Raw genomic sequence first — 21,616 nt, 5'->3', positions numbered from 1 at the left:
TCCACTGTGTTATTTTCATAACACAGCTAGACCATCGCGGCGCGCAGCGCTAGCCCCGCGCGCGTTTCTTTCGACGGGTGGCCAGCGGCAGCAGCACCAGCGCCATCAGCGTGGCGAGCATCGCCAGCGCGGCGAAGATCCGCAGCCAGTTGTTGTTGAAGTCCTCGCGGGTCTCGAGGTCCATGATGTGCAGCCCCCACATCCAGTCGAAGGCGCGCCACCAGCCGGTCCGCGTCGCCGCGATCCGCCCGCTCTCGGCCTCGACGTAGAAGCGCGTGCCGTCGTCCATCGCCACCTGCCAGGCGGGCACGGGGCGACGCCAGTCGGTCGGCGGGTCGGCGGGGTCGATCGCGCGCACGCCGTCGAGCGCGGCGCTGCCGCGGTAGCGCGCGGCGACCTCGGCGGCGGCATCGTTGGCGCCATAAGGGGCGAGCCATTCACCCGTCGCCGCATCGGCGATCCGCGTGCGTTCGCCAAGGTCGACGACCCACACGGGGCCGCGCGCGCGCGGTTCGAGCCGGACCGCCTCGAGCGGCGCGGCGTCGAGCCCGGCGGGCAGCCGCGGCGGTGCCGCCAGCGCGATCGGCGCGGGCGCCTTCAGCAGATGCTCGCCGCGCACTTCCTCGATTGGCTTGAGGACCATGAAGAAGCCCGACAGCGTCCAGAACAGCAGCGGCACCCCGACCAGCCAGCCCAGCCACAGGTGCCATTTGCGCAACGTCTTCCGCATGTTGCTCTTCTCTCCCCGCCCGGCCTGCGCCCTTCACGACGACGCCGCCCCAGCCATAGCCGGGACGGCGTCATTTGCAACGTGGCAGGCGGCGCGCCGGCTAGATGTGGATGGGCTTGCCCTGCACCGCCATCGCCGCTTCCTTGACCGCCTCGCTGTGGGTGGGGTGGGCGTGGCAGGTGTAGGCGATGTCCTCGCTCGTCGCGCCGAATTCCATCGCCTGCGTGACCTGCGCGATCATCGTGCCCGCCAGCGAGGAGATCATCCACACCCCCAGCACGCGGTCGCTCTTGGCGTCGGCGATGACCTTGACCAGCCCGTCGGTGTCGCGGTTGGTCTTGGCGCGGCTGTTGGCCATGAAGGGGAACTTGCCGACCTTGACCTCGTGGCCCGCTTCCTTGGCCTGCTCCTCGGTCAGCCCGACGCCCGCGATCTCGGGCATGGTGTAGACGACGCTGGGGATGAGGTCGTGGTTCACGATCCCCACTTCGCCCGCGATATTCTCGGCCACCGCGATGCCCTCGTCCTCGGCCTTGTGCGCGAGCATCGGCCCGGGCACCACGTCGCCGATCGCCCAGACGCCCTCGACCCCGGTGGCGAAGTCGTGGTCGGTCTCGATCTGGCCGCGTTCGTTGGTCGCCAGCCCGATCGCCTCGAGCCCGAGCCCGTCGGTATTGGCCTTGCGCCCGATCGAGACGAGGACCGCGTCGACTTCCATCGTCTCGGTCTCGCCGCCCTTGGCGGGCTCCATCGACAGGATCGCCTTGTCGCCCTTGACCTCGCAGCCGGTGACCTTGGTGCCGAGCTTGTACTTGAAGCCCTGCTTCTTGAAGACCTTGTTGGCCTCCTTGCGGATTTCCTCGTCCATCCCGGGCAGGATCTGCGGGAGATATTCGACCACCGTGACCTCGGCGCCGAGGCGGCGCCACACGCTGCCGAGTTCGAGCCCGATCACCCCGCCGCCGATGACGACCATCTTCCCGGGCACCTTGGGCAGCTTCAATGCCCCGGTCGAGTCGACCACGATCCCCTTGTCATTGTCGACCTCGACCCCGGGCAGCGGCATCACGCTCGACCCGGTGGCGATGACGATGTCCTTGGCGGTGACCGTCTTGCCGCCGACCTCGACGCTATGCTGCCCGGTGAAGCGGGCGTGCCCCTTGAGCCAGTCGACCTTGTTCTTCTTGAACAGGAATTCGATCCCGCCGGTGAGCTCGCCCACCGCCTTCGACTTCTCGGCCATCATCTGCTCGAGGTTGAGCCTGGCGCCGTCGAGCTCGATGCCGAACTTCGCGAGGTGCCCCGCGGTCGCTTCCTCGTAGAGTTCGGAGGCATGGAGCAGCGCCTTGGAGGGGATGCAGCCGACGTTGAGGCAGGTCCCGCCCAGCGTCTCGCGGCTTTCCGCGCATGCCGTCTTGAGCCCGAGCTGCGCGGCGCGGATCGCCGCCACGTAACCGCCGGGGCCGGCGCCAATCACGAGGACGTCATAATCAAAGTCAGCCATGAGAAACCTGCTCGTGTCTAAAATTCGGATTGCGCCCACATAAGGCTTTCGCCCGCTAACGCAACCGACCCGCGCCTCGCGAGGACGTCTCGCGCCGCCCCGTGAGCCATCTCTTAACCCTTGGCGCCCTATAGCGAGTTGGCCGGATCGACATAGCGAGGGGTGATCGAATGGATCAGCGCAACTGGTTGGTGATCGATACCAGCGCCGCCGCGGGTATTCGCTTCAGCGAGGTCGTGCCGTCGAGCCGCCCGGTCCTCGGGCCGGTCCACACGGTATCGCCCGAGGGCAAGCCGACCTTCACCGACGTCCTCCAGGCCTATGCGCGCGAAACCGGCCGCGACCTTGGCAAGCTCGACCCGCTGCTCGTCATCGCCGGCGCCGCCTCGGGCGAGATGATCAGCCTCACCCGCTCCAACTGGACCATCACCCGCGCGGGCCTCGCCAGCCTGTTCGGCACCCGGGTGCGGATCATCAACGATGTCGTGGCGATGGGCTGGGCGGCGACCAATTCGACTAGCCGCGCCGCCCTCGTGCGCGGTACCAAGCCCGCGCCCGACTTCACCTCGCCCGGGCGCATGGCGATGGTCTATGTCGGCGGCGGGGTCGGCGCCGCGATCATCGACATCGACCGCGAGGGCTATCAGCGCGTCATGGAGACCGAGATCGGCCACATGGACTTCGCCCCCCAGAGCGAGCGCGAACTGAAACTCGCCGAGGCGCGCCGCGGCAGCTTCTCGCAGACCAGCTGGGAAGCCATGCTGACCACCGAGCGGAACGACGAATGCTGGGGCGCCTTCCCCGAGATGCGCGAGCTGGAACGCGACCGCATGCTCGGCGAATGGTTCGGGCGCTTCCTCGCCAACCTCGTCCATGCGCAGGGCGCGTGGAACGGCGTGATGCTGGCGGGCCCGCGCGCCGCGCAGCTCACCACCGGCTCGGCCAAGATCGCCTTCGAGGGCGCCTTCACCAAGCGCCGCCAGTTCCAGCGCCTGCTCCTGCAGGTACCGGTCTGGTCGATGTCGCAATCGGAAGCCGTGCTCTCGGGCGGCGCCGCGCTGATGGCGGTGCGCGCGGCGCAAGGGGGGACGCGGCTCGCCGCCTGAAGCGGCTGCGGCCATGACAAAAAGGGGCCCCGTGGCACGGCCGCGGAACCCCTTTGCTGTCCTGGCGCGACGCCCCTAGAGGTCGATCAGCAGGCGGGTCGGATCCTCGAGCGCTTCCTTGATGCGTACGAGGAAGGTGACCGCCTCGCGCCCGTCGATCAGCCGGTGGTCGTAGGAGAGCGCGAGATACATCATCGGCTTGATGACGACTTCGCCGTTCACCGCGACCGGGCGCTCCTCGATCCGGTGCATCCCGAGCACCGCCGACTGCGGCGGGTTGATGATCGGGGTCGACAGGAGCGAGCCGAACACCCCGCCGTTGGAGATGGTGAAGGTGCCCCCCGCCATGTCTTCCATGCCGAGCGTGCCTTCCTTGGCGCGCTTGCCGTAATCGGCGATCGCCTGCTCGATCTGGGCGAAGCTCATGCGGTCGGCCGAGCGGATGACGGGGACGACGAGGCCCTTGGGCGCCGACACCGCGACCGAGACGTCGAGATAGTCGTGATAGACGATCTCGTCGCCCTCGATGCGCGCGTTGACCGCGGGCACGTCCTTGGCCGCCAGCGCGACCGCCTTCACGAAGAAGCTCATGAAGCCGAGGCGGATGCCGTGCTTCTTGGCGAACAGCTCCTTGTAGCGGTTGCGCGCGTCCATCACCGCCGACATGTCGACGTCGTTGAAGGTGGTGAGCAGCGCGGCGCTGTTCTGCGCGTCCTTCAACCGCTTGGCGATGGTCTGCCGGAGCCGGCTCATCTTGACCCGCTCCTCGCGGCGCTCGCCCGAGACGGTCACGTTGGTCGGCGCCGAGGCCTGCCCGCCACTCGCGGCGGCGGCCTTGGCGGCGGGTTCGCTGTCCTTGGCCTTGGCGGCGGCGATCACGTCGTCCTTGGTGATCCGCCCGTCCTTGCCGGTGCCGGTGATCTTGGAAGGGTCGACCCCATGTTCGAGCACCGCGCGGCGCACCGCGGGCGACAAGGTGAGGTCGCTCGACAGCGCGGGCTCGTCGGCCTCGCCCTGCGCGACCACATCGTTGTTCTCCTGCGCGCCGTCGGGGCCCTCGCCCGGCGCCTGCTCCTTGCGCGCGGGCTTGGGCTGGTCGGCGACCACCCCGCTACCCTCGCCCACCTTGGCGATGACCTGCCCGACCTCGACCGTGTCGCCGGCACCGAACAGATGCTCCTCGAGCACCCCCGCGACGGGGCTCGGCACGTCGACCGAGACCTTGTCGGTCTCGAGGCTGACGATCGGCTCGTCCTGTTCGACCGGATCGCCCGGCTGCTTGAGCCATTCGCCGACGGTGGCTTCGGTGATCGATTCGCCCAGCGTGGGGACGGTGACGTCGGTCGCCATGGAGTGTGTCTCTCTCTTCTCTAGCTCGTCTGTGAAAGGCCTTTAGAGCCCCAGCGCATCGTCAATCAAGGCGGCCTGCTGCTTGGCGTGCCGCTTGGCCAGCCCGGTCGCGGGCGAGGCCGAGGGGTCGCGCCCGGCATAGCGGGTGGACAAATCCTTGCCCGCCTGCGCGAGGCAGTCGTCGATGATCTCGCGCACGAAGAACCAGTAGCCCTGGTTCTTGGGCTCCTCCTGGCACCAGGTCAGGCCTTCGAGGTTGGGCATCGCCGCGAGCCGCTTGACCAGCGGCTCGGAGGGGAAGGGATAGAGCTGCTCGATGCGGATGATCTGCGTGTCCTCGATCCCCGCCTCGTCGCGCTTGTCCATCAGGTCGAAGGCGACCTTGCCGGTGCACAGCACGACCTTCTTCACCGTCTCCGAGGGCGCCCCGTCGGGGTCCGACAGGATGCGGAAGAAGTGCCCCTCGCCGACGAAATCCTCGCGGGTCGACTGCGCGCGCTTGTGGCGCAGCAGGCTCTTGGGGGTCATGATCACCAGCGGCTTGCGGAAATCGCGCTTCATCTGCCGCCGCAGGACGTGGAAATAGTTCGCCGGCATGGTGATGTTGCAAATCTGCATATTGTCCTCGGCGCACAGCTGGAGGAAGCGCTCGGGACGCGCCGAGCTATGCTCGGGCCCCTGCCCTTCGTAGCCATGCGGCAGCAGCATCACGAGCCCCGAGGCGCGCAGCCACTTTGCCTCGCCCGAGGAGATGAACTGGTCGATCATGATCTGCGCGCCGTTGACGAAGTCGCCGAACTGCGCCTCCCACAGCGTCAGCGTCATCGGGTCGGCGAGCGAATAGCCATATTCGAAGCCGAGCACGCCATATTCGGAGAGCGGGCTGTCACGCACCTCGAAGCGCGGCCCGCCGTCGGTGCGCATCTCGCGCAGCGGGATGAACTTCTCGCCGGTCTTCTGGTCGACCCACACCGCGTGCCGCTGCGAAAAGGTGCCGCGCCCCGAATCCTGCCCCGACAGTCGCACCCCGTAGCCGTCGAGGATGAGGCTGCCGAAGGCCAGCGCCTCGCCCGTCGCCCAATCGATCCCCGCGCCCTCGCGCAGCGTCTTCTCCTTGGCCTTGAGGATGCGCCCGAGCGTCTTGTGCACGTCGAGGTCGGCGGGAACGTGGGTCAGGACGTCGGTCAGCTTGTCGAACGCCTCGGGGGCGATCGCGGTATCGACGTTGCGCCGCCCGAGCACGCCCTCCTCGGGGATGTGCAGCCCCTTCCAGCGCCCGCCGAACCAGTCGGCCTTGGTCGGCTCATAGGCATCGCCCGCGGCAAACTCGGTCTCGAGGTGGCGGGTGAACTCGGCCACCTTGCCCTCGACCCAGCCGTCCTCGATCACGCCTTCCTCGACCAGCCGCTGCGCGTAGATCTCGCTGATCGGCGGATGCTTGCGGATCTCGGCGTACATCAGCGGCTGGGTGAAGCTCGGCTCGTCGCCCTCGTTGTGCCCGAAGCGGCGATAGCACCACATGTCGATGACGACGTCGCGCCCGAAGGTCTGGCGGAACTCGATCGCCACCTTGCACGCCCAGGTCACCGCCTCGGGGTCATCGCCGTTGACGTGGAGGATTGGCGCCTGGATCGCCTTGGCGATGTCGGACGGATAGGGCGAGGAGCGCGCGAACTGCGGGCTGGTGGTGAAGCCGACCTGGTTGTTGATGACGAAATGGATCGTGCCCCCGGTGCCATAGCCGGGCAGCCCGCTCATCATCAGGCACTCGGCGACCACCCCCTGCCCCGCGAAGGCGGCATCGCCGTGGAGCAGGATGGGGAGCACGGTCTTGCCGTGGCGGTCGCCGCGGATGGTCATCACCGCGCGGCTCTTGCCGAGCACGACCGGGTCGACCGCCTCGAGGTGCGAGGGGTTGGGGACGAGGCTCAGATGCACCTCGTTGCCATCGAAGCTGCGATCGCTCGAGGTGCCGAGATGATATTTGACGTCGCCCGACCCGCCGACGTCCTCGGGGTTGGTCGCGCCGCCCGCGAATTCGTGGAAGATCGCGCGATAGGGCTTGCCCATCACGTTGGCGAGCACGTTCAAGCGCCCGCGGTGGGCCATGCCGATGGTCATCTCGGTGACGCCCATGTGGCCGCCATATTTGATGATCGCCTCGAGCGCGGGGATCATGCTCTCGCCGCCGTCGAGCCCGAAGCGCTTGGTGCCGACATATTTGCGGGCGAGGAACTTCTCCCACTGCTCGCCCTCGAGCACCTTGTCGAGGATCGCGGTCTTGCCCTCGGGGGTGAAATGGATCTCGGCGTTCTTGCCCTCGACCCGGTCCTGGATGAAGCGCCGTTCCTCGAGGTCGTTGATGTGCATATATTCGACGCCGACGGTGCCGCAGTAGTTCGACTGGAGCACCCCGACGATCTGCCCGATCGTCGCCTTCTCGAACCCCAGCGCGCCGCACAGCCAGACCTCTTCCTCGAGGCTCTCGAACCCGTGATAGTCGGGGGCCAGTTCGCGCGGGAATTCGTGGTGGCTCAGCCCCAGCGGGTCGAGCCGCGCGGCGAGGTGGCCGCGCACGCGATAGGTGCGGATCAGCATCATCGCGCGGTTCGAGCTGTCGGCGACCGCGCGCAGCGCGGCGGCGTCGGTCACCCCCGACGCGCGGGCCTTCTCGACCGCCTGCTCGACATAATTGGCCTCGACCGGGTCGAGCCCGAGATTGGCATCGTCGAGTTCGCTGATCGGCCAGTTGGCCCGGGCCCAGCTCGGCCCTCGTTCGGCATCCACGCTCATCGCGTCCATCATGTCACCCTTCGCGCCCCCGGCATTCGGGGGCCCCATTCCCCCACCAACCGATGCCCCCGCCAAAAAGGTTCGCGGGCGGGACATTCGGCCCCGCCCGCGCGCTCGTTCAGCCCTGCAGCACCCGCTTGAGCGTGGTGCCCAGTTCGCTGGGCGAGGGCGAGACGGTGATGCCCGCCGCTTCCATCGCCGCGATCTTGTCCTCGGCGCCGCCCTGCCCGCCCGAGACGATCGCCCCGGCATGGCCCATGCGGCGTCCCGGCGGCGCGGTGCGCCCGGCGATGAAGCCGACGGTCGGCTTGGCCCGGCCCTTCTTGGCCTCGTCGGCGAGGAACTGCGCGGCTTCTTCCTCGGCGCTACCGCCGATCTCGCCGATCATGATGATGCTCTCGGTGGCATCGTCGGCGAGGAACAGCTCGAGCACGTCGATGAAGTTGGTGCCGTTGACGGGGTCGCCGCCGATCCCGACCGCGGTGGTCTGCCCAAGGCCCTCGTTGGTGGTCTGGAACACCGCTTCGTAGGTGAGCGTGCCCGAGCGGCTGACGACGCCGACCGAGCCCTTCGAGAAGATCTTGCCCGGCATGATGCCGATCTTACACTCGCCCGGCGTCAGCACGCCCGGGCAGTTGGGGCCGATGAGGCGCGACTTCGAGCCGTCCAATGCGCGCTTCACCTTGACCATGTCGAGCACCGGGATGCCCTCGGTGATGGCGACGATCAGCGGGATCTCGGCGGCGATCGCCTCGAGGATCGAATCCGCCGCGAAGGGGGGCGGGACGTAGATGACCGAGGCGTCGGCGCCGGTCTGTTCCTTGGCCTCGCGCACGGTGTCGAAGACGGGCAGCCCGAGATGGGTCATCCCGCCCTTGCCCGGGGTGACGCCGGCGACCATGTTGGTGCCGTAGTCCATCGCCTGCTGGGTATGGAAGGTGCCGGTATCGCCGGTCATCCCCTGCGTGATGACCTTGGTATTCTTGTCGACGAGAATGCTCATGGTGTCGCTGTTCCTTAGGCGAGGGTTTCGTCCATGCCCTTGCAGGCGGCGACCAGCTCTTCGACGGCGTCGACGCTGACCTGGAAATTCTGCTTGGCTTCGTCGTTCAATTCGATCTCGACGATCTTCTCGACGCCGCCCGCGCCGATCACGACGGGGACGCCGACATACATGTCCTTGACCCCATACTGGCCGGTGAGGTGCGCGGCGGCGGGCAGCACGCGGCGCTTGTCCTTCAGATAGGCCTCGGCCATCTGGATCGCGCTGGTCGCGGGGGCGTAATAGGCCGAGCCGTTGCCGAGCAGCTTGACGATCTCGCCGCCGCCCGAACGGGTGCGCGCCACGATCGCGTCCATCTTTTCCTGCGTCGACCAGCCCATCTTGATGAGGTCGGGAACGGGGATGCCCGCGACGGTCGAATATTCGAGCACGGGCACCATCGTGTCGCCATGCCCGCCGAGCACGAAGGCGGTGACGTCTTCCATCGACACGTCGAATTCCTCGGCGAGGAAGTGACGGAAGCGCGCGCTGTCGAGCACGCCCGCCATGCCGACGACCTTCTCGTGCGGGAGGCCCGAGAATTCGCGCAGCGCCCAGACCATCGCGTCGAGCGGGTTGGTGATGCAGATGACGAAGGCGTCGGGGGCATATTTGGCGATGCCCTCGCCGACCGCCTTCATCACCTTCAGGTTGATGCCGAGCAGGTCGTCGCGGCTCATGCCGGGCTTGCGCGGCACGCCGGCGGTGACGATGCACACGTCGGCGCCCTCGATGTCGGCATAGTCGTTGGTGCCCTTGAGGTCGGCATCATAGCCCTCGACCGGACCCGCCTGCGCGAGGTCCAAGGCCTTGCCTGCGGGCATGCCCTCGGCGATGTCGAACAGGACGACGTCCCCCATTTCCTTCATCGCGGCGAGATGGGCGAGCGTGCCGCCGATCATGCCGGCACCGATAAGGGCGATCTTCTTGCGAGCCATGGGGGTCCTTTCGAATGTCATGCGTCGCGCCCGCGGCAAGCGGACTCGTGGTCGCCCGCGCACTAGCCCGCCAAGCGGCGCCGTTCAACACCCCGCGCGTGGCAAAGTGCACGCCGGCGCGCCGAACCGCGCCTCGCCGCCGCCGCCGCGGCGCGTCGCGGCCCCGCGTGGGCGATTTACGCCGAACCGTGGCTGGCGGGCGACGATCCGCCGCGAACCCCGGAAAAGCGCGCTTTCCGTCAGCTGTAATTCAGCCGATTTCGCCTATATTGTTGCGCATGAACAAGATGCTCATCGCCCTTGCTGGCACCGCCGCCCTCGTCGCCACCCCGGCCCTCGCGCAGCCGCCCGCCCACGCCGGCGGCGGCAAGCATGCCGCGCATGGGGCCATGCACGCGCAGCCCGCCTGCCCCCCGGGGCTGGCCAAGAAGCGCAACGGCTGTCTGCCCCCGGGTCAGGCCAAGAAGCGCTACGAAACCGGCTATCGTTTCGACCGCGCCTTCTCGGGCTACACCCCCTACGATCGCATCCCCTACGAGCTGCGCAACCGCTACGACCTCGACCCGCGCAGCCGCTATATCTACGACGACAACTATATCTATCGCGTCGATCCGACCACGCTGATCGTGCGCGAGGTGCTCCGCGCCATCCTCTAGCGCGGCGTCGCGACGCGGTTAACCGTGCGATGCGGCGCGGCCCCCCACGGGCCGCGCCGCATTTGACTCCGCGCGCTCGATTTGGAATCGGTCGACCCGCCGCCTTCGCGTTAAGGCACTGAAAATTCCGGGGATTGGGGAAAACTAACATGGATAAGGTCATTGCCGTTGCCGGCATCATCCTGGGTGCCGCGCTGATCGGCAGCGTGGCCGCCTGGCTCATGGGTCATCCGGCGGGGCACGAAATGGGCAGCACCGGGCGCCGCAACGCGCGCCGCTACGGGCTCGCCACCTACGTGATGGTCGGCATCGTCGCCGCCGGCGCGGTCCCGCTGCTGCTGAGCCTCGTGCGCTCGGACCTCGTCGCCAACGTCTTCGACGCCAGCTGGGGCGAGATCTACGAGAACCTCGTCATCCTGTTCGGGCTCGGCCTCGTCGCCAGCTATGCCAGCCGCTTCTTCGTCGAAAGCTCCTCGCGCCGCATCGTCGATGATGTCGACGCGATGCGCGGCCAGCTCAAGGAAGCGCAGGCGACCAACCGCGCGCTGGCCGAATATGTCGACGACCGCGCCGCCGCTCCCCGCTCGGAGGCCAAGGGCGCCGCCGCCAAGAAGCAGGCCGAGGCGCACAAGAAGGCCGCCAACGACCTGTCGGAGGCGCAGCAGCTGTTCGTCCAGTCGCTCGGCCGCGACGACCAGGCGATCCTCAAGGCGCTCACGGCGCGCGACTATCGCACCGCCGCCGGGGTGGCCGCCGACCTCGAGATGCCGCGCTTCAAGGTCACCGAGAAGCTCGACGACATGGTCGAGGCGGGGCTCGCCAAGGCGGTCGAGAGCCCGGTCACCCACGGTACCCGCTACGCGATCCAGCCGATCGGCTGGGTCGCGCTGGCGACCGCGCACAAGGCCGAACCCGCCGCCAGCCTGATCTGATCGAAATCGCCATCGAACGAGGAAGGGGAGCCATCGCGCTCCCCTTTTTCTTGTCAGGCTTCGCGCCCCTCGGGGCGGTGCCCTTCCTCGAGATAGTCGGCGCTGCGCATCTCCTCGAGGCGGCTCACCGTGCGCTCGAATTCGAAGCTGCCATCGCCCGCCGGGTAGAGCACCTCGGGCGCCGCCGCCGCCGCCGCGATCAGCTTCACCCCATGTTCGTAGAGCGCGTCGATCAATTGGACGAAGCGCGCCGCCTCGTTGCGCATCTCGGGGCCCATCACCGGCACCCCGACGAGGATCACGGTGTGGAAGGCGCGCGCGATGGCGAGATAGTCGGCGCTCCCGCGCGGCTCGCCGCACAAGCGCTTGAAGCTGAACACCCCGACCCCGCCGAGCGCCTTGGGGACATGCAGGCTGCGCCCGCCGCCGACGTCGAGGTCCATCGAGGGCACGTTCTGCGCTTCCGCATCGTCATGCCCGGTCAGCTCGCGAAACGCCGCCTGCACCGCCTTCGTCGTCGCATCGCCGAGCGGGGCGTGCCACAGCCGCATCCCCTTCATCCGCCCGATCCGATAGTCGGTCGGCCCGTTCAGCGGCACCACGCGCATCTGGCGCTCGATCAGTTCGATGAAGGGCAGGAAGAGCTCGCGGTTCAACCCGTCCTTGTAGAGGTCCGAGGGCGGCCGGTTGGAGGTGGTCACCACCCCCACCCCGCGCTCGATCAGCGCGGTGAACAGCCGGCTCATGATCATCGCGTCGGCCGAATTGGTGACCATCATCTCGTCGAAGGCGAGGAAGCGCGCCTCCTCGGCGATATCCTCGGCGACGCGGATCAGCGCGTCCTCGACCCCCGCCTCGCGCTTTCGCCGCAGCCGCTGGTGCACGCCGAGCATGAAGGGCGCGAAATGCGAGCGCTTCTTGCGCTCGATCGCGATGCTCTCGAAGGCGAGGTCCATCAGCATCGACTTGCCGCGCCCCACCCCGCCCCACATGTAGACCCCGCAGGGCGCGGGGGTCTCGCGCCCGAACATGCGCGACAGGAAACCGCGGCGCGTCTTGCCGAGATCGGCGGCGAACTTGTCGAGCGCCGCGACCGCGCGGGCCTGGTCGGCGTCGGCGCGCAGCTCGCCCGCCTCGACCAGCGCGCGATAGGCGTGGCCGACGGGGCCCTCAGCGCTCGTCATCGGCCTTCTTGCGCGGGTCGCGCACCTTCTTGGCGGTCCCGTTGTACGAATAGCAGGGGCGCCCTTCCTGCGTCACGATGCCCGACAGGAAGACGATCCCGCCGGGGGTCGCGCGCTCGATCCGCACGAGGCAGTCGAGCGGCTTGCCCGCGCGCGCGCGGTCCATGAAGCGCGTGTGGCAGTCGAGCGTGACATAATGCGCGCGCTCCATCCCGGCCGCGAACCCGCCCGCGAACATCGCCATGTCGATGAAGGTCATGACGCAGCCGCCATGCACCGACCCGCCGGGGTTGAGGTGGCGTTCCTCGGGGAACATGCGCACGATTCCGGTGCCGGGCTCGTCACCCTGCTTGAACAGCATCAGCCCGACCTGCGCGGCGAAGCTGTCGGGCTTCTTCCACCCGCCCCACCAGTACCAGCCGGGATGGTCGGGATGCTCCTCGATCTCGGGCGCGCGCGGTGCTTGCTTGCTTGTCATGCCCGCCGCGCTAGGCCGCGCGGGCGCGCAGCGTCAAGCCGCGCGCTCGGCGATCAGCTTCTTGGTCTCGGCGATCGCCTTAGCCGGGTTCAAGCCCTTGGGGCAGGCGTTGGCGCAGTTCATGATCGTGTGGCAGCGATAGAGCCGGTAGGGGTCCTCGAGCTGGTCGAGCCGCTCGCCGGTGGCTTCATCGCGGCTGTCGGCGATCCAGCGATAGGCCTGCAGCAGGATCGCGGGGCCGAGGAAGCGGTCCGAGTTCCACCAGTAGCTCGGGCAGCTGGTCGAGCAGCAGGCGCACAGGATGCACTCGTAGAGGCCGTCGAGCTTGGCGCGGTCCTCGGGGGCCTGCTCGCGCTCCTTGCCCGAGGGCTCGGGGCTCTCCGACTTGAGCCACGGCTGGATCGAGGCATATTGCGCGTAGAAGTGGGTGAAGTCGCCGACGAGGTCTTTGACCACTTCCATGTGCGGCAGCGGGTGGATCGTCAGCGTGCCCTTGTAATCCTCGATCGCCGAGGTGCAGGCGAGCCCGTTCTTGCCGTCCATGTTCATCGCGCACGACCCGCAGATGCCCTCGCGGCACGAGCGGCGGAAGGTCAGCGTGGGGTCGATCTCGTTCTTGATCTTGATGATCGCGTCGAGGACCATCGGCCCGCACTTGTCGAGGTCGATCTCGTAAGTGTCGTAGCGCGGGTTCTCGCCCGTCTCGGGGTCGTAGCGGTAGATTTTCACCGTCTTGAGGTTCGCGCCCTCCTGCGCGGGATGGGCCTTGCCCTTCTGCACACGGCTGTTCTTGGGAAGACGAAATTCCGCCACGACACTTGTCCTTCAACTAGCAGTTGGAAGGCCCGCTAGCACGAGCCCGCCCGCCCTGCCAAGACAGGCTTTTGGCGGACATCGCGGCCGACGGGCGGGGAGGCGCGCGGCCGCCCCGCCCGCCGCCCCGGCCTTACTCCATGATCGGTGCGGGCTGGAAGTTGGCGTGAACCAGCTTCCACTCGCCATCCATCTTCACGTAGACGCGGGTCGACTTGGCGTTCTGCGGCTCCACGTTACCCTCGCGGTCGCGCTGCACCCCGACATAATTGTAGGACAGGATCGCGGTGTCGCCATAGAGCTGGACATGCGCATTCTCCATGTCGCCGAACAGCGTCGCGCCGCCGCCCTGGTCGTAGGCGCTCGTCAGCGCCATCGCCCGCGGCTTGCCGCGGATGAGCGCCGGGCTGGTGGCGTTGAACTCGGTATAGTCGTCGGCGACGGTGGCATATTGCTCGGCCATCGGCGCCTGCTGGATGCCCGCCTGCCACTGCGCGCGCGCCGCCTCCATCACCGCCTTTTTGTCGGCTGCCCTGTCCTGCGCCATTGCCGGCACGGCGCCCCCCGCCAGCATCGTGGCGGCAATCATCATCGTTGCGATCCTCATCGTCCTGTCTCCCTTGTCGCGCGCCGCCCCTCCACCGCGAGCGGTCGCGGTTGACGCCAACAGGTTCGAAAGGACGAGATGTCGACTGGTGGAACGCCCACCGCCCCCCGAGCGACCTCATGGTTAACACGAATTAAACAACTCGGATAGGGCGGGCGCGGTGCGCGCGGGTCGCGCCCCCGGTCAGGCGGCCTCGACCGCCTCGAGCACCTTCTCGACATGCCCCTTCACGCGCACGTTGGGCCACGCCTCGAGGATCGTGCCGTCGGCGCCGATCAGGAAGGTCGAGCGGATCATCCCCATGTAGGTGCGCCCGTAATTCTTCTTCTCGCCCCACGTCCCGAAGGCGTCCGAGATCGCGCCGTCCTCGTCGGCGACCAGCGGCACCGTGAGGTCGTGCTTGGCGGTGAAGCGCTCGTGGCTCGCCACCGGGTCGCGCGACACGCCGATCACCCGCGCCCCCGCCGCCGCGAAGGCGTCGAGCTGCTCGGAGAAGGCGATCGCCTGCTTGGTGCAGCCCGGCGTATTGTCCTTGGGGTAGAAATAGACCACCAGCTTGCCCCCGGGGGCGGCCAGGTCGATCACCTCGCCCGTCCCCGTCGTCACCTTGATCACGGGAGCCTTGTCACCCGGCTTGAGCATCGCGCACCTCTTTCCAATAGTCGGCGATGTTCTGCCGCGCCGCATCGTGCGCCGCAACCGCCGCCTCCCAATTTTCGAACCCCAGCCGCTCGGCGACCAGCGCGCGGGTGCGCGCCGAGGGCGAGGAGCTGTCGGGGCTGACCAGCCGGAACAGCAGCAGGAGCCGGGTCAGCAGCGCCTGGTCGCGCGGCAGCGTCGCGGGCGCCAGCCCCGCGTCGGCCAGCAGCACGACCGCCTCGGCGAGCCGTGGCGACAGCCCCTCGCGGCGGATCAGCTGGGTGACGTGGACCGCGAACTCCAAGTCGACCAGCCCGCCCGGCCCCAACTTGATGTCGAGCGGTCCGCGCGGCGGCTTGTGCGCCGCGATGTCGGCGCGCATGATCGCGGCATCGCGGCGCGTGCCCGCCGCGTCGCGGTCCATCCCGAAGATGTCGGCGAGCAGCGCCGCGACCCGGTCGCGCGCGCGGCTCCGGCCATAGACCGGGCGCGCGCGGGTCAGCGCCATATGCTCCCACGTCCAGGCCTGACCGCGCTGATAGGCCTCGAACGCCTCGAAGCTGACCGCCAGCGCCCCCTCGAGTCCCTGCGGCCGCAACCGCGTGTCGACCTCGTAGAGCGGCCCCGCCGCGGTCGGCACCGACAGCGCCGAGACGATGCGGCTGGCGAGCCGGTTGTAATAGTCCGCCGGGGTCAGCGGCTTGGCACCGTCCGATTGCGCCGCGCGCGGGGCATCGTAGAGGAACACGAGGTCGAGGTCGCTGGCGTGGGTCAGCGCCTCGCCCCCCAGCCGCCCGAGCCCGAGGATCGCCAGCCCCAACCCGTCGAAGCGCCCGTGCACCAGCTCGAACTCGGCGCGCGCGCGATCGGCGAGCGCGCGGATCGCCCCCTCGGCGACCTCGGCATAGCCGCGCGCCACCACCAGCGGGTCGACCGTGCCGTCGATCAGCTGCACCCCCAGTGCGAATCGCTTCTCGTTGACCAGCGCGCGGGCGCGGTCGAGCGCCTGGTCGTAGTCGAGCCCGGCGATCACCTCGGCGAGCCCGGCCCCGAAGGCGTCGGCCGAGCGCGGCGGGTCGAACGCCGACTTGTCGAGCAGCCCGTCGAGCAGCCTCGGGCGCCGCGCCAGCTGCGCCGCGAGCGTGGGCGAATAAGCGAGCAGCCGCCCGAGCAGCCGCGCCAGCGGCGGGTTGGCCTCGAGCAGCCGGTAGAAGTTGATCGCGCTCGGCACCCGCTCGACGATGTCGGCGAAGCGGTTGAAGGCATGCGCCGGGTCGGGCCCCGCGCCGATCGCCTCGAGCATCGTCGGCAGCATCGCCTCGAACGCCGCGCGCGCGGGCGCCGAGCGCAGCGAACGCGCGCGCCCCGCGCGCCAGCCCGCGATCAGCCGCGCCGCCCCCGCCGGGTCGGCCAGCCCCAGTTCGCCCAGCCGTGCCGCCAGCGTGTCGGGGTCGGCGGGCAGCCGTCCCCCCGCCTCGGCGACCAGCTCGTCGAACCGCGGCGCCACCGCCTCGGCGTGCGGCGCGAGCCGCGCCAGCCACGCCGCGCCCGAGGCGGCGCCGTCGAGCGCGGCGACATTGTCGACCGCCGCGGCATCCTCGGGGATCGCGTGGGTCTGCTTGTCGGCGACCATCTGCAGCCGGTGCTCGGCGGTGCGCAGCGCGCGGTAGGCGGCCGCGAGCGGGGCCGCGTCGGCGGCGGCGAAATGGCCTTGCTGGACCAGCGCGTCGAGCGCCTCGAGCGTGGCCCCGCGCCGCAACTCGGGGGCGCGCCCGCCGAAGATCATCTGGTGCGACTGGACGAAGAATTCGATCTCGCGGATCCCGCCGCGCCCGCGCTTGAGGTCGTAGCCGGGGCCGAACGCCTGCCCGCTGGCATAATGGTCGCGCACCTGCGCGGCGATGCCGCGGACCTCGTCGATCACCCCGAAGTCGATCGCGCGGCGCCACACGAACGGCTCGATCGCCTCGAGGAAACGCTGCCCGAGGAAGCGGTCGCCGCCGGCGACCCGCGCGCGGATGAAGGCGGCGCGCTCCCACGGCAGCGCCGCGCTCTCGTAATGCGAGATCGCCGCGCCGACGGGCAGCGCGATCGGGGTCGCCTCGCTCGCCGGGCGCAACCGCAGATCGACCCGCTGGACATAGCCCTGCGCGGTGCGCTCCTGCATCAGCGCGACGAAATCGCGCGCGATCCGCACCGCGCTCTCGCCCGGCTCGCGCCGCGGCGGCACCGGTAGCCGCTCGGGGTCGTAGAGCAGGATCAGGTCGACATCGGAGGAATAGTTGAGTTCGCGGCTCCCCAGCTTGCCGAGCGCGATCGCGGTGATCCCCTCGAGCGGGGCGCCGGGCACGCGCTGCTCGATCGCCGCGGCGAGCGCGCGGTCGATTGCCATGTCGGCAAAGTCGGACAGCGCGCGGGTCACCGGCTCGAGCCCCCATTCGCCCGACAGGTCGGCGAGCGCCACCGCGAGCGCGAGCGCGTCGCGGCGACAGCGCAACTGCGCGCCGATCCCGTCGCACTCGAGCGCCATCGCCGCCGCGACCGCGGCCTCGCTGCCGGCCTCGAGGAAGGTCTCGAGCACCCCCGCCTGCCGCGCCCCCGCGGCGCGCAGGAAGGGCGCGTGCGCCTCGGCGCGCGCCCAGGCGGCATGGCGGTCGTTCCGGTTTCGACTCATCGCATCTCCCCGTAGCGTTGGCCGCACGCGTGAAACGCTTGCGCGACTCGGGCGTTACCTACCTGACCATGTTGCACAGCCACGCCAAGGGGACTGACGCCCGGACCGCCTCGCAAAGCGAGCGCGTATCCATGCGCGTTACGATTCCATCGCCCGCCGATCCGGTGACCGCGCACCTGCGCCGCGCCTTCGACGCGGTGCGCCGCGAACCGCTGCCACGCGACATGGAAGAGCTGCTGGCCCAGCTCAGCTAGCCAACCGCCCGTCGCTGCGGCGTTCGCCGACGGACCGCTCATTCACATGCCGACTTGTGGATATGCCCCGCGCCGGGCTGGCGCACCCGGGGCCTCGAGTGCGCCGCCAGCCGCCCCGTCGATCGGCCGATCGTCGGATAGGCCGGGCACGGCGCGCGGCTCAATTCTCGTTCGACAGTTCGTCGACCTGGCTCATGATGTTCTGCAGCGCCGACAGCTCGGGATCGCTCTCATGCTGCTTGCGCGGCGGCAGGTCTTCTGAATTGAGGAGGTTCTCGAGCGCGACGCGCCCGCGCGCCACGCGGCTCTTAATGGTGCCGACCGCGCACCCGCAGATCTGCGCCGCTTCCTCATAGGCAAAGCCGCCCGCGCCGACGAGGATCAATGCCTCGCGCTGGGGTTGCGGCAGCTGCAACAGCGCGCGCTGCATGTCGCCCAGTTCGACATGGCGGTCCTGCGCCGCGGGCGCGGCGAGGATCTTGGCCGCGGTGACATCGTCCCACTCGCCCTTGAAGCGCGCGCGGCGCATCTGCGAGAGGAACAGGTTGCGCAGGATGATGAAGGTCCACGCGCGCATGTTGGTCCCGGCCTGGAAGCGCTTGCGCGCGGCCCACGCCTTGAGGAGCGTTTCCTGGACGAGGTCGTCGGCGGTGTCGCGGTTGCCCGACAGGGAGCGCCCGAAGGCGCGCAGGTGCGGGATCACCTGCGCGAGTTGCTCCTTGAACTCGTCATCCGGCAGCGGCACCGGATCGGGCTTCTTGTCGCCCTCATCAATGGCCTTCTGCTTGGTCAACGAACGTCCCCCTCGTGACGTGGGGTCGCGGCGATGTGCGTCGCGCCGCGACCGATTTTCCTAAGGTAGGCGCAATGCGCCACCGAAACAACCGTCCGTCCCCCGTCCTTTGGTCGGGGGCGACGGGAAAGTGCGGGAAAAATCGCGCCTAGGCGGGAACGGTGGCGGCGTCGAAGAACAGCGCCTGGCTGATCGCCGCCTTCACCGTCGAGCGCTGGAACGGCTTGGTAATGAGGAAGGTCGGCTCGGGCCGCTCGCCGGTCAGCAGCCGTTCGGGGAAGGCGGTGATGAAGATCACCGGCACGCGGAAGTCCGCGAGGATGTCCTTGACCGCGTCGATGCCCGAGGAATCGTCGGCCAGCTGGATATCGGCGAGGACCAGGCTCGGTCGTTCCGAGCGGGCCTGCGCGACCGCCTCGTCGCGGGTCACCGCGACCCCCGTCACATTGTGCCCGAGGTCGCGCACGATCGTCTCGATATCCATCGCGATGATCGGCTCGTCCTCGATGATCAGCACCTCGGCGCGGGTCTGCTTCTCGATCTCGGCGGTCGCCTCGCTGACGAGCTTCTCGACATCCTCGGGGGTGGTGTCGATCAGGTAGGCGGTATCCTCGTTGGAGAAGCCCTCGAGGCTGGTCAGCAGCAGCGCCTGGCGCGACAGCGGGGTGATCTGGCTCAGCCGCGCCTGCGCGATGCTCTCGGCCTCGTTGCCCTCGCGCGCGGAGGGATCGGCGTCATCCTCGATATGCGCGGTCGACCAGATCGCGTGGAAGGTGCGATAGAGCCCGAGCCGGGGATCGCGATCGCGCGGAAACTCGTCGGGATTTTCGACGATCGTCTCGAGCGTGGTGCGCACGAAATTGTCGCCATGCACCTGGCTGCCGGTCAGGGCGCGGGCATAGCGCCGCAGGAAGGGCAGGTGGGGGGCGAGTTCCTGGCCAAGTGACATGGGCGTTCTCAACTCCTGTTTGTCGCGCGGCCCCCAAGGTGGAGCCGTTACGTATCCGTTTCAAGTCCCGTCCCGCAGGGCGCCCGGGGACGGGGCGCGGGCCGGGTGTGTGGTGTTCGTGACAGTCCCCGCTCTTCCGGTCTTGGAAGGGGAACAAAGCTAAAGCCCTTTGGTTTCACCCCTCGCAAGATGACCCGGTCGGGGGGGGTCGGGTTGACGGCAGCGGCAGCTAGCCTCTACTCCCCTCCGACACGGTCTGAGCCGCCACGGCGACTGTGCCGCGACGCCGTTGCGGAACAATCGCCAGGCCCTCTTGGGACAAGGGGATCGGCGGCGCTCGGGAGTTTGGATCATGGCGCGTGACAACCCGCGCGAAGGGGAATTTGGCTTGAGCGGTACCGACGAGAGCGCGAAGACCAAGGAGGCGAACCGCAAAGGCGCAGTGCCCGCCGGGGCCGATCGCCCCGTGCGCAAGGGGCGCGACGAAAGTCTCGGGCGCGCTCTCAAGTCGGTCTACGACGAGACGCTGCGCGAGGACATTCCCGACGACCTGCGCGACCTTCTCGACAAGCTGAACTAGGCCGCAGGCCACGGCATGACCCCGATCGAGCGGCTCTTCAACACGCTCTCGACCCCGACCAAGCTCGTCATTGCGCTCGGCCTCGCGCTGCTGCCGATCGGCGCGCTCACCGTCTACACCACCTCGGCCGAGCTGGCCGACACGCGGCGCGCGCTGCGCGGCGAGGCGCAGGGCGAGATGCTCACCGCCGCGCGCGCGGTCGAGGCGCTGGTCGCGCGCAACACGCTGGCGCTGCGCGTCTCGGCCTATGGCGCGCTTTCGGTCGGCGAGCGCGACCCCTGCCTCGTCGCGCGAGATGCGCTGTCGGTCGCGCCCGCGGTCGCGCGGCGCTTCTCGATCACCGCCGCCGAGGGGGCGATCGAATGCGGCGACCTCGACCGCGAGGGGCTGGTGACGCGCGGCCCCGTCGCCAACGGCCGCGTCGAACTGTGGGTCGACCCCGAGCGCGAGGGGCTGCTCCTCGGGGTCGGCATCCCCGGGGCCAGCGCCACCGGGATGATCACCGCGGCGGAGATGGCCGAGGCGATCGCCGCCGCCACCACCCGCGTCGACGGCTTCGTGCTCGACGACGGCGAGGAGCAACTGGTGCTGATCGGCCCGCCGGGACCGACCGCCGAGGGGCGTCGCCACGAGGAGCTCACGATCGGGCTCGTCGATCGCCGCCTCACCGCGCACGCCGCCGCCGACTATGTCGACGTCGACCTGCGCGACCGGCTCAACATCTTCCTGCCGGTGCTGATGTGGGCGCTCGCCGCGATCCTGTCGTGGGCGCTGGTCCACCTCCTCTTCATGCGCCCCCTGCGCCGCCTCAACCACGCGGTGCGCGACTATGACGTCGCGACCCACGACTTCGCGCCCCCCGCCAAGCTCGGCCCGGCGCGCGAGATCCGCGAGCTCGGCGAGAGCTTCGCCGGCACGGTCAGCCGGATCGAGGAGGGCGAGCGCGACCTGATCGCCGCGATCGAGGGGCAGCGCCGGCTCGTCCGCGAGGTCCACCACCGCGTCAAAAACAACCTCCAGGTGGTCGCCAGCCTGCTCAACATCCATTCGCGCGGCGCGCATGGCGACGAGGCGCGCGAGGCCTATGCCGGGATCGGCCGCCGGGTCGAGGCGCTGAGCGTCGTCCACCGCAACCATTTCGCCGAGATCGAGGAGAGCCGCGGCATCCAGCTGCGGCCGCTGATCACCGAACTGGCGGCCAGCCTGCGCGCCTCGGCCCCCGATGCGCGGCTGGCGATCAGCCTCGACCTCGACGGCGCGGCGACGACGCAGGACGCCGCCGTCTCGGCCGCCTTCTTCATCACCGAGGTGGTCGAATATGCGATCCTGCGCGATGCGATCGAGCTCGAGATCGCGTTGCGGCGGACCAGCGAGCTGACGGCGCGGCTGACGGTCGCCAGCGAGGCGCTGGTGGGCGCCGGCGGGAGCGACCAGCGCCACCGCCAGTTCGAGCGGATCGTCGATGGGCTGTCGCGCCAGCTGCGCTCCCCGCTCGACCGCAAACTCGGGGGTTATTCGGTCGAACTGCCCGTCTTCCCCGAGGAAAATGCCCAGCGTCCCGCGCGCTGAGGCGAAATTTACAAAAAAACAAACG

20 protein-coding genes are annotated in these 21,616 nt (G+C 69.1%); 6 read left to right on the top strand and 14 right to left on the bottom strand.

Annotation, left to right across the window (positions count from 1 at the left end):
• Positions 1–49 precede the first annotated feature (49 nt).
• Together L8951_RS07655 and lpdA are read right to left on the bottom strand one after the other, a co-directional pair.
• Entirely contained in the window at positions 50–730 is a 681-nt protein-coding gene (locus tag L8951_RS07655; RefSeq protein WP_244382397.1) for a PepSY domain-containing protein, read from the bottom strand.
• Positions 731–830: 100 nt separating this feature from the next.
• Entirely contained in the window at positions 831–2,234 is a 1,404-nt protein-coding gene (gene lpdA, locus L8951_RS07650) for a dihydrolipoyl dehydrogenase (RefSeq protein ID WP_244382396.1), read from the bottom strand.
• A 170-nt stretch (positions 2,235–2,404) separates the two neighbouring features.
• On the opposite strand from lpdA, the gene L8951_RS07645 reads away from it, so the two are divergent.
• Positions 2,405–3,340, top strand: a complete 936-nt coding sequence (locus tag L8951_RS07645; RefSeq protein ID WP_244382395.1) for a glucokinase — start codon at positions 2,405–2,407, stop codon at positions 3,338–3,340.
• A 75-nt stretch (positions 3,341–3,415) separates the two neighbouring features.
• Here L8951_RS07645 and odhB read toward each other — a convergent pair whose 3' ends face one another.
• The 4 genes from odhB to mdh all read right to left on the bottom strand — a co-directional run bounded on the left by odhB (position 3,416) and on the right by mdh (position 9,463).
• Entirely contained in the window at positions 3,416–4,690 is a 1,275-nt protein-coding gene (gene odhB / locus L8951_RS07640) for a 2-oxoglutarate dehydrogenase complex dihydrolipoyllysine-residue succinyltransferase (RefSeq protein WP_244382394.1), read from the bottom strand.
• Between the two features lie 42 nt (positions 4,691–4,732).
• Positions 4,733–7,495, bottom strand: a complete 2,763-nt coding sequence (locus tag L8951_RS07635; protein ID WP_244382393.1) for a 2-oxoglutarate dehydrogenase E1 component — start codon at positions 7,493–7,495, stop codon at positions 4,733–4,735.
• Positions 7,496–7,601: 106 nt separating this feature from the next.
• Positions 7,602–8,486: a succinate--CoA ligase subunit alpha gene (gene sucD, locus L8951_RS07630; RefSeq protein ID WP_244382392.1), complete on the bottom strand. Its 885-nt coding sequence runs from the start codon at positions 8,484–8,486 to the stop codon at positions 7,602–7,604.
• A 14-nt stretch (positions 8,487–8,500) separates the two neighbouring features.
• Positions 8,501–9,463 (bottom strand): malate dehydrogenase, encoded by a 963-nt coding sequence (mdh, locus tag L8951_RS07625; protein ID WP_244382391.1) that lies wholly within the window; start codon positions 9,461–9,463, stop codon positions 8,501–8,503.
• Between the two features lie 278 nt (positions 9,464–9,741).
• On the opposite strand from mdh, the gene L8951_RS07620 reads away from it, so the two are divergent.
• Both L8951_RS07620 and L8951_RS07615 read left to right on the top strand, forming a co-directional pair.
• Positions 9,742–10,119, top strand: a complete 378-nt coding sequence (locus tag L8951_RS07620) for a hypothetical protein (RefSeq protein ID WP_244382390.1) — start codon at positions 9,742–9,744, stop codon at positions 10,117–10,119.
• A 149-nt stretch (positions 10,120–10,268) separates the two neighbouring features.
• Positions 10,269–11,051: a YEATS-associated helix-containing protein gene (locus L8951_RS07615; protein WP_244382389.1), complete on the top strand. Its 783-nt coding sequence runs from the start codon at positions 10,269–10,271 to the stop codon at positions 11,049–11,051.
• 53 nt (positions 11,052–11,104) lie between these two features.
• Here the strand turns inward: L8951_RS07615 and zapE are convergent, their stop codons facing one another.
• From zapE to glnE, 6 genes are all read right to left on the bottom strand, one after another.
• Entirely contained in the window at positions 11,105–12,235 is a 1,131-nt protein-coding gene (gene zapE / locus L8951_RS07610; protein ID WP_244382388.1) for a cell division protein ZapE, read from the bottom strand.
• The gene (locus L8951_RS07605) at positions 12,222–12,713 is read right to left on the bottom strand and encodes a PaaI family thioesterase (RefSeq protein WP_244382387.1); all 492 of its coding nucleotides are present in this window, start codon (positions 12,711–12,713) and stop codon (positions 12,222–12,224) included. The genes zapE and L8951_RS07605 overlap by 14 nt, the downstream gene beginning before the upstream one ends.
• 33 nt (positions 12,714–12,746) lie before the next feature.
• Positions 12,747–13,526, bottom strand: coding sequence for a succinate dehydrogenase iron-sulfur subunit (locus L8951_RS07600; protein ID WP_244382386.1), 780 nt, complete (start codon positions 13,524–13,526; stop codon positions 12,747–12,749).
• A 133-nt stretch (positions 13,527–13,659) separates the two neighbouring features.
• Positions 13,660–14,133 (bottom strand): DUF4440 domain-containing protein, encoded by a 474-nt coding sequence (locus L8951_RS07595; protein WP_244382385.1) that lies wholly within the window; start codon positions 14,131–14,133, stop codon positions 13,660–13,662.
• Positions 14,134–14,316: 183 nt separating this feature from the next.
• Entirely contained in the window at positions 14,317–14,775 is a 459-nt protein-coding gene (locus L8951_RS07590; protein ID WP_244382384.1) for a peroxiredoxin, read from the bottom strand.
• Positions 14,759–17,446 (bottom strand): bifunctional [glutamate--ammonia ligase]-adenylyl-L-tyrosine phosphorylase/[glutamate--ammonia-ligase] adenylyltransferase, encoded by a 2,688-nt coding sequence (gene glnE / locus L8951_RS07585; protein ID WP_244382383.1) that lies wholly within the window; start codon positions 17,444–17,446, stop codon positions 14,759–14,761. Before glnE ends, L8951_RS07590 begins: the two co-directional genes overlap by 17 nt.
• 131 nt (positions 17,447–17,577) lie before the next feature.
• Between glnE and L8951_RS11540 the strand changes: the two genes are divergently transcribed.
• Entirely contained in the window at positions 17,578–17,700 is a 123-nt protein-coding gene (locus tag L8951_RS11540; RefSeq protein ID WP_265535975.1) for a hypothetical protein, read from the top strand.
• Between the two features lie 160 nt (positions 17,701–17,860).
• On the opposite strand, the gene L8951_RS07580 is transcribed toward L8951_RS11540, so the two are convergent.
• Entirely contained in the window at positions 17,861–18,493 is a 633-nt protein-coding gene (locus L8951_RS07580) for a sigma-70 family RNA polymerase sigma factor (RefSeq protein WP_407696400.1), read from the bottom strand.
• A 148-nt stretch (positions 18,494–18,641) separates the two neighbouring features.
• A complete protein-coding gene (locus L8951_RS07575) occupies positions 18,642–19,442 on the bottom strand; it encodes a response regulator (protein ID WP_244382382.1) in 801 nt (266 codons plus the stop codon).
• A gap of 388 nt (positions 19,443–19,830) precedes the next feature.
• Between L8951_RS07575 and L8951_RS07570 the strand changes: the two genes are divergently transcribed.
• On the top strand, positions 19,831–20,022 hold the full coding sequence (locus tag L8951_RS07570; RefSeq protein WP_244382381.1) for a NepR family anti-sigma factor: 192 nt from the start codon (positions 19,831–19,833) through the stop codon (positions 20,020–20,022).
• 15 nt (positions 20,023–20,037) lie between these two features.
• A complete protein-coding gene (locus tag L8951_RS07565) occupies positions 20,038–21,591 on the top strand; it encodes a sensor histidine kinase (protein ID WP_244382380.1) in 1,554 nt (517 codons plus the stop codon).
• Positions 21,592–21,616: the final 25 nt, after the last annotated feature.

Source organism: Sphingomicrobium astaxanthinifaciens (assembly GCF_022865105.1).
Taxonomy (GTDB): Bacteria; Pseudomonadota; Alphaproteobacteria; order Sphingomonadales; family Sphingomonadaceae; genus Sphingomicrobium; species Sphingomicrobium astaxanthinifaciens.
This window is presented reverse-complemented; position numbering and strand designations above follow the sequence as displayed.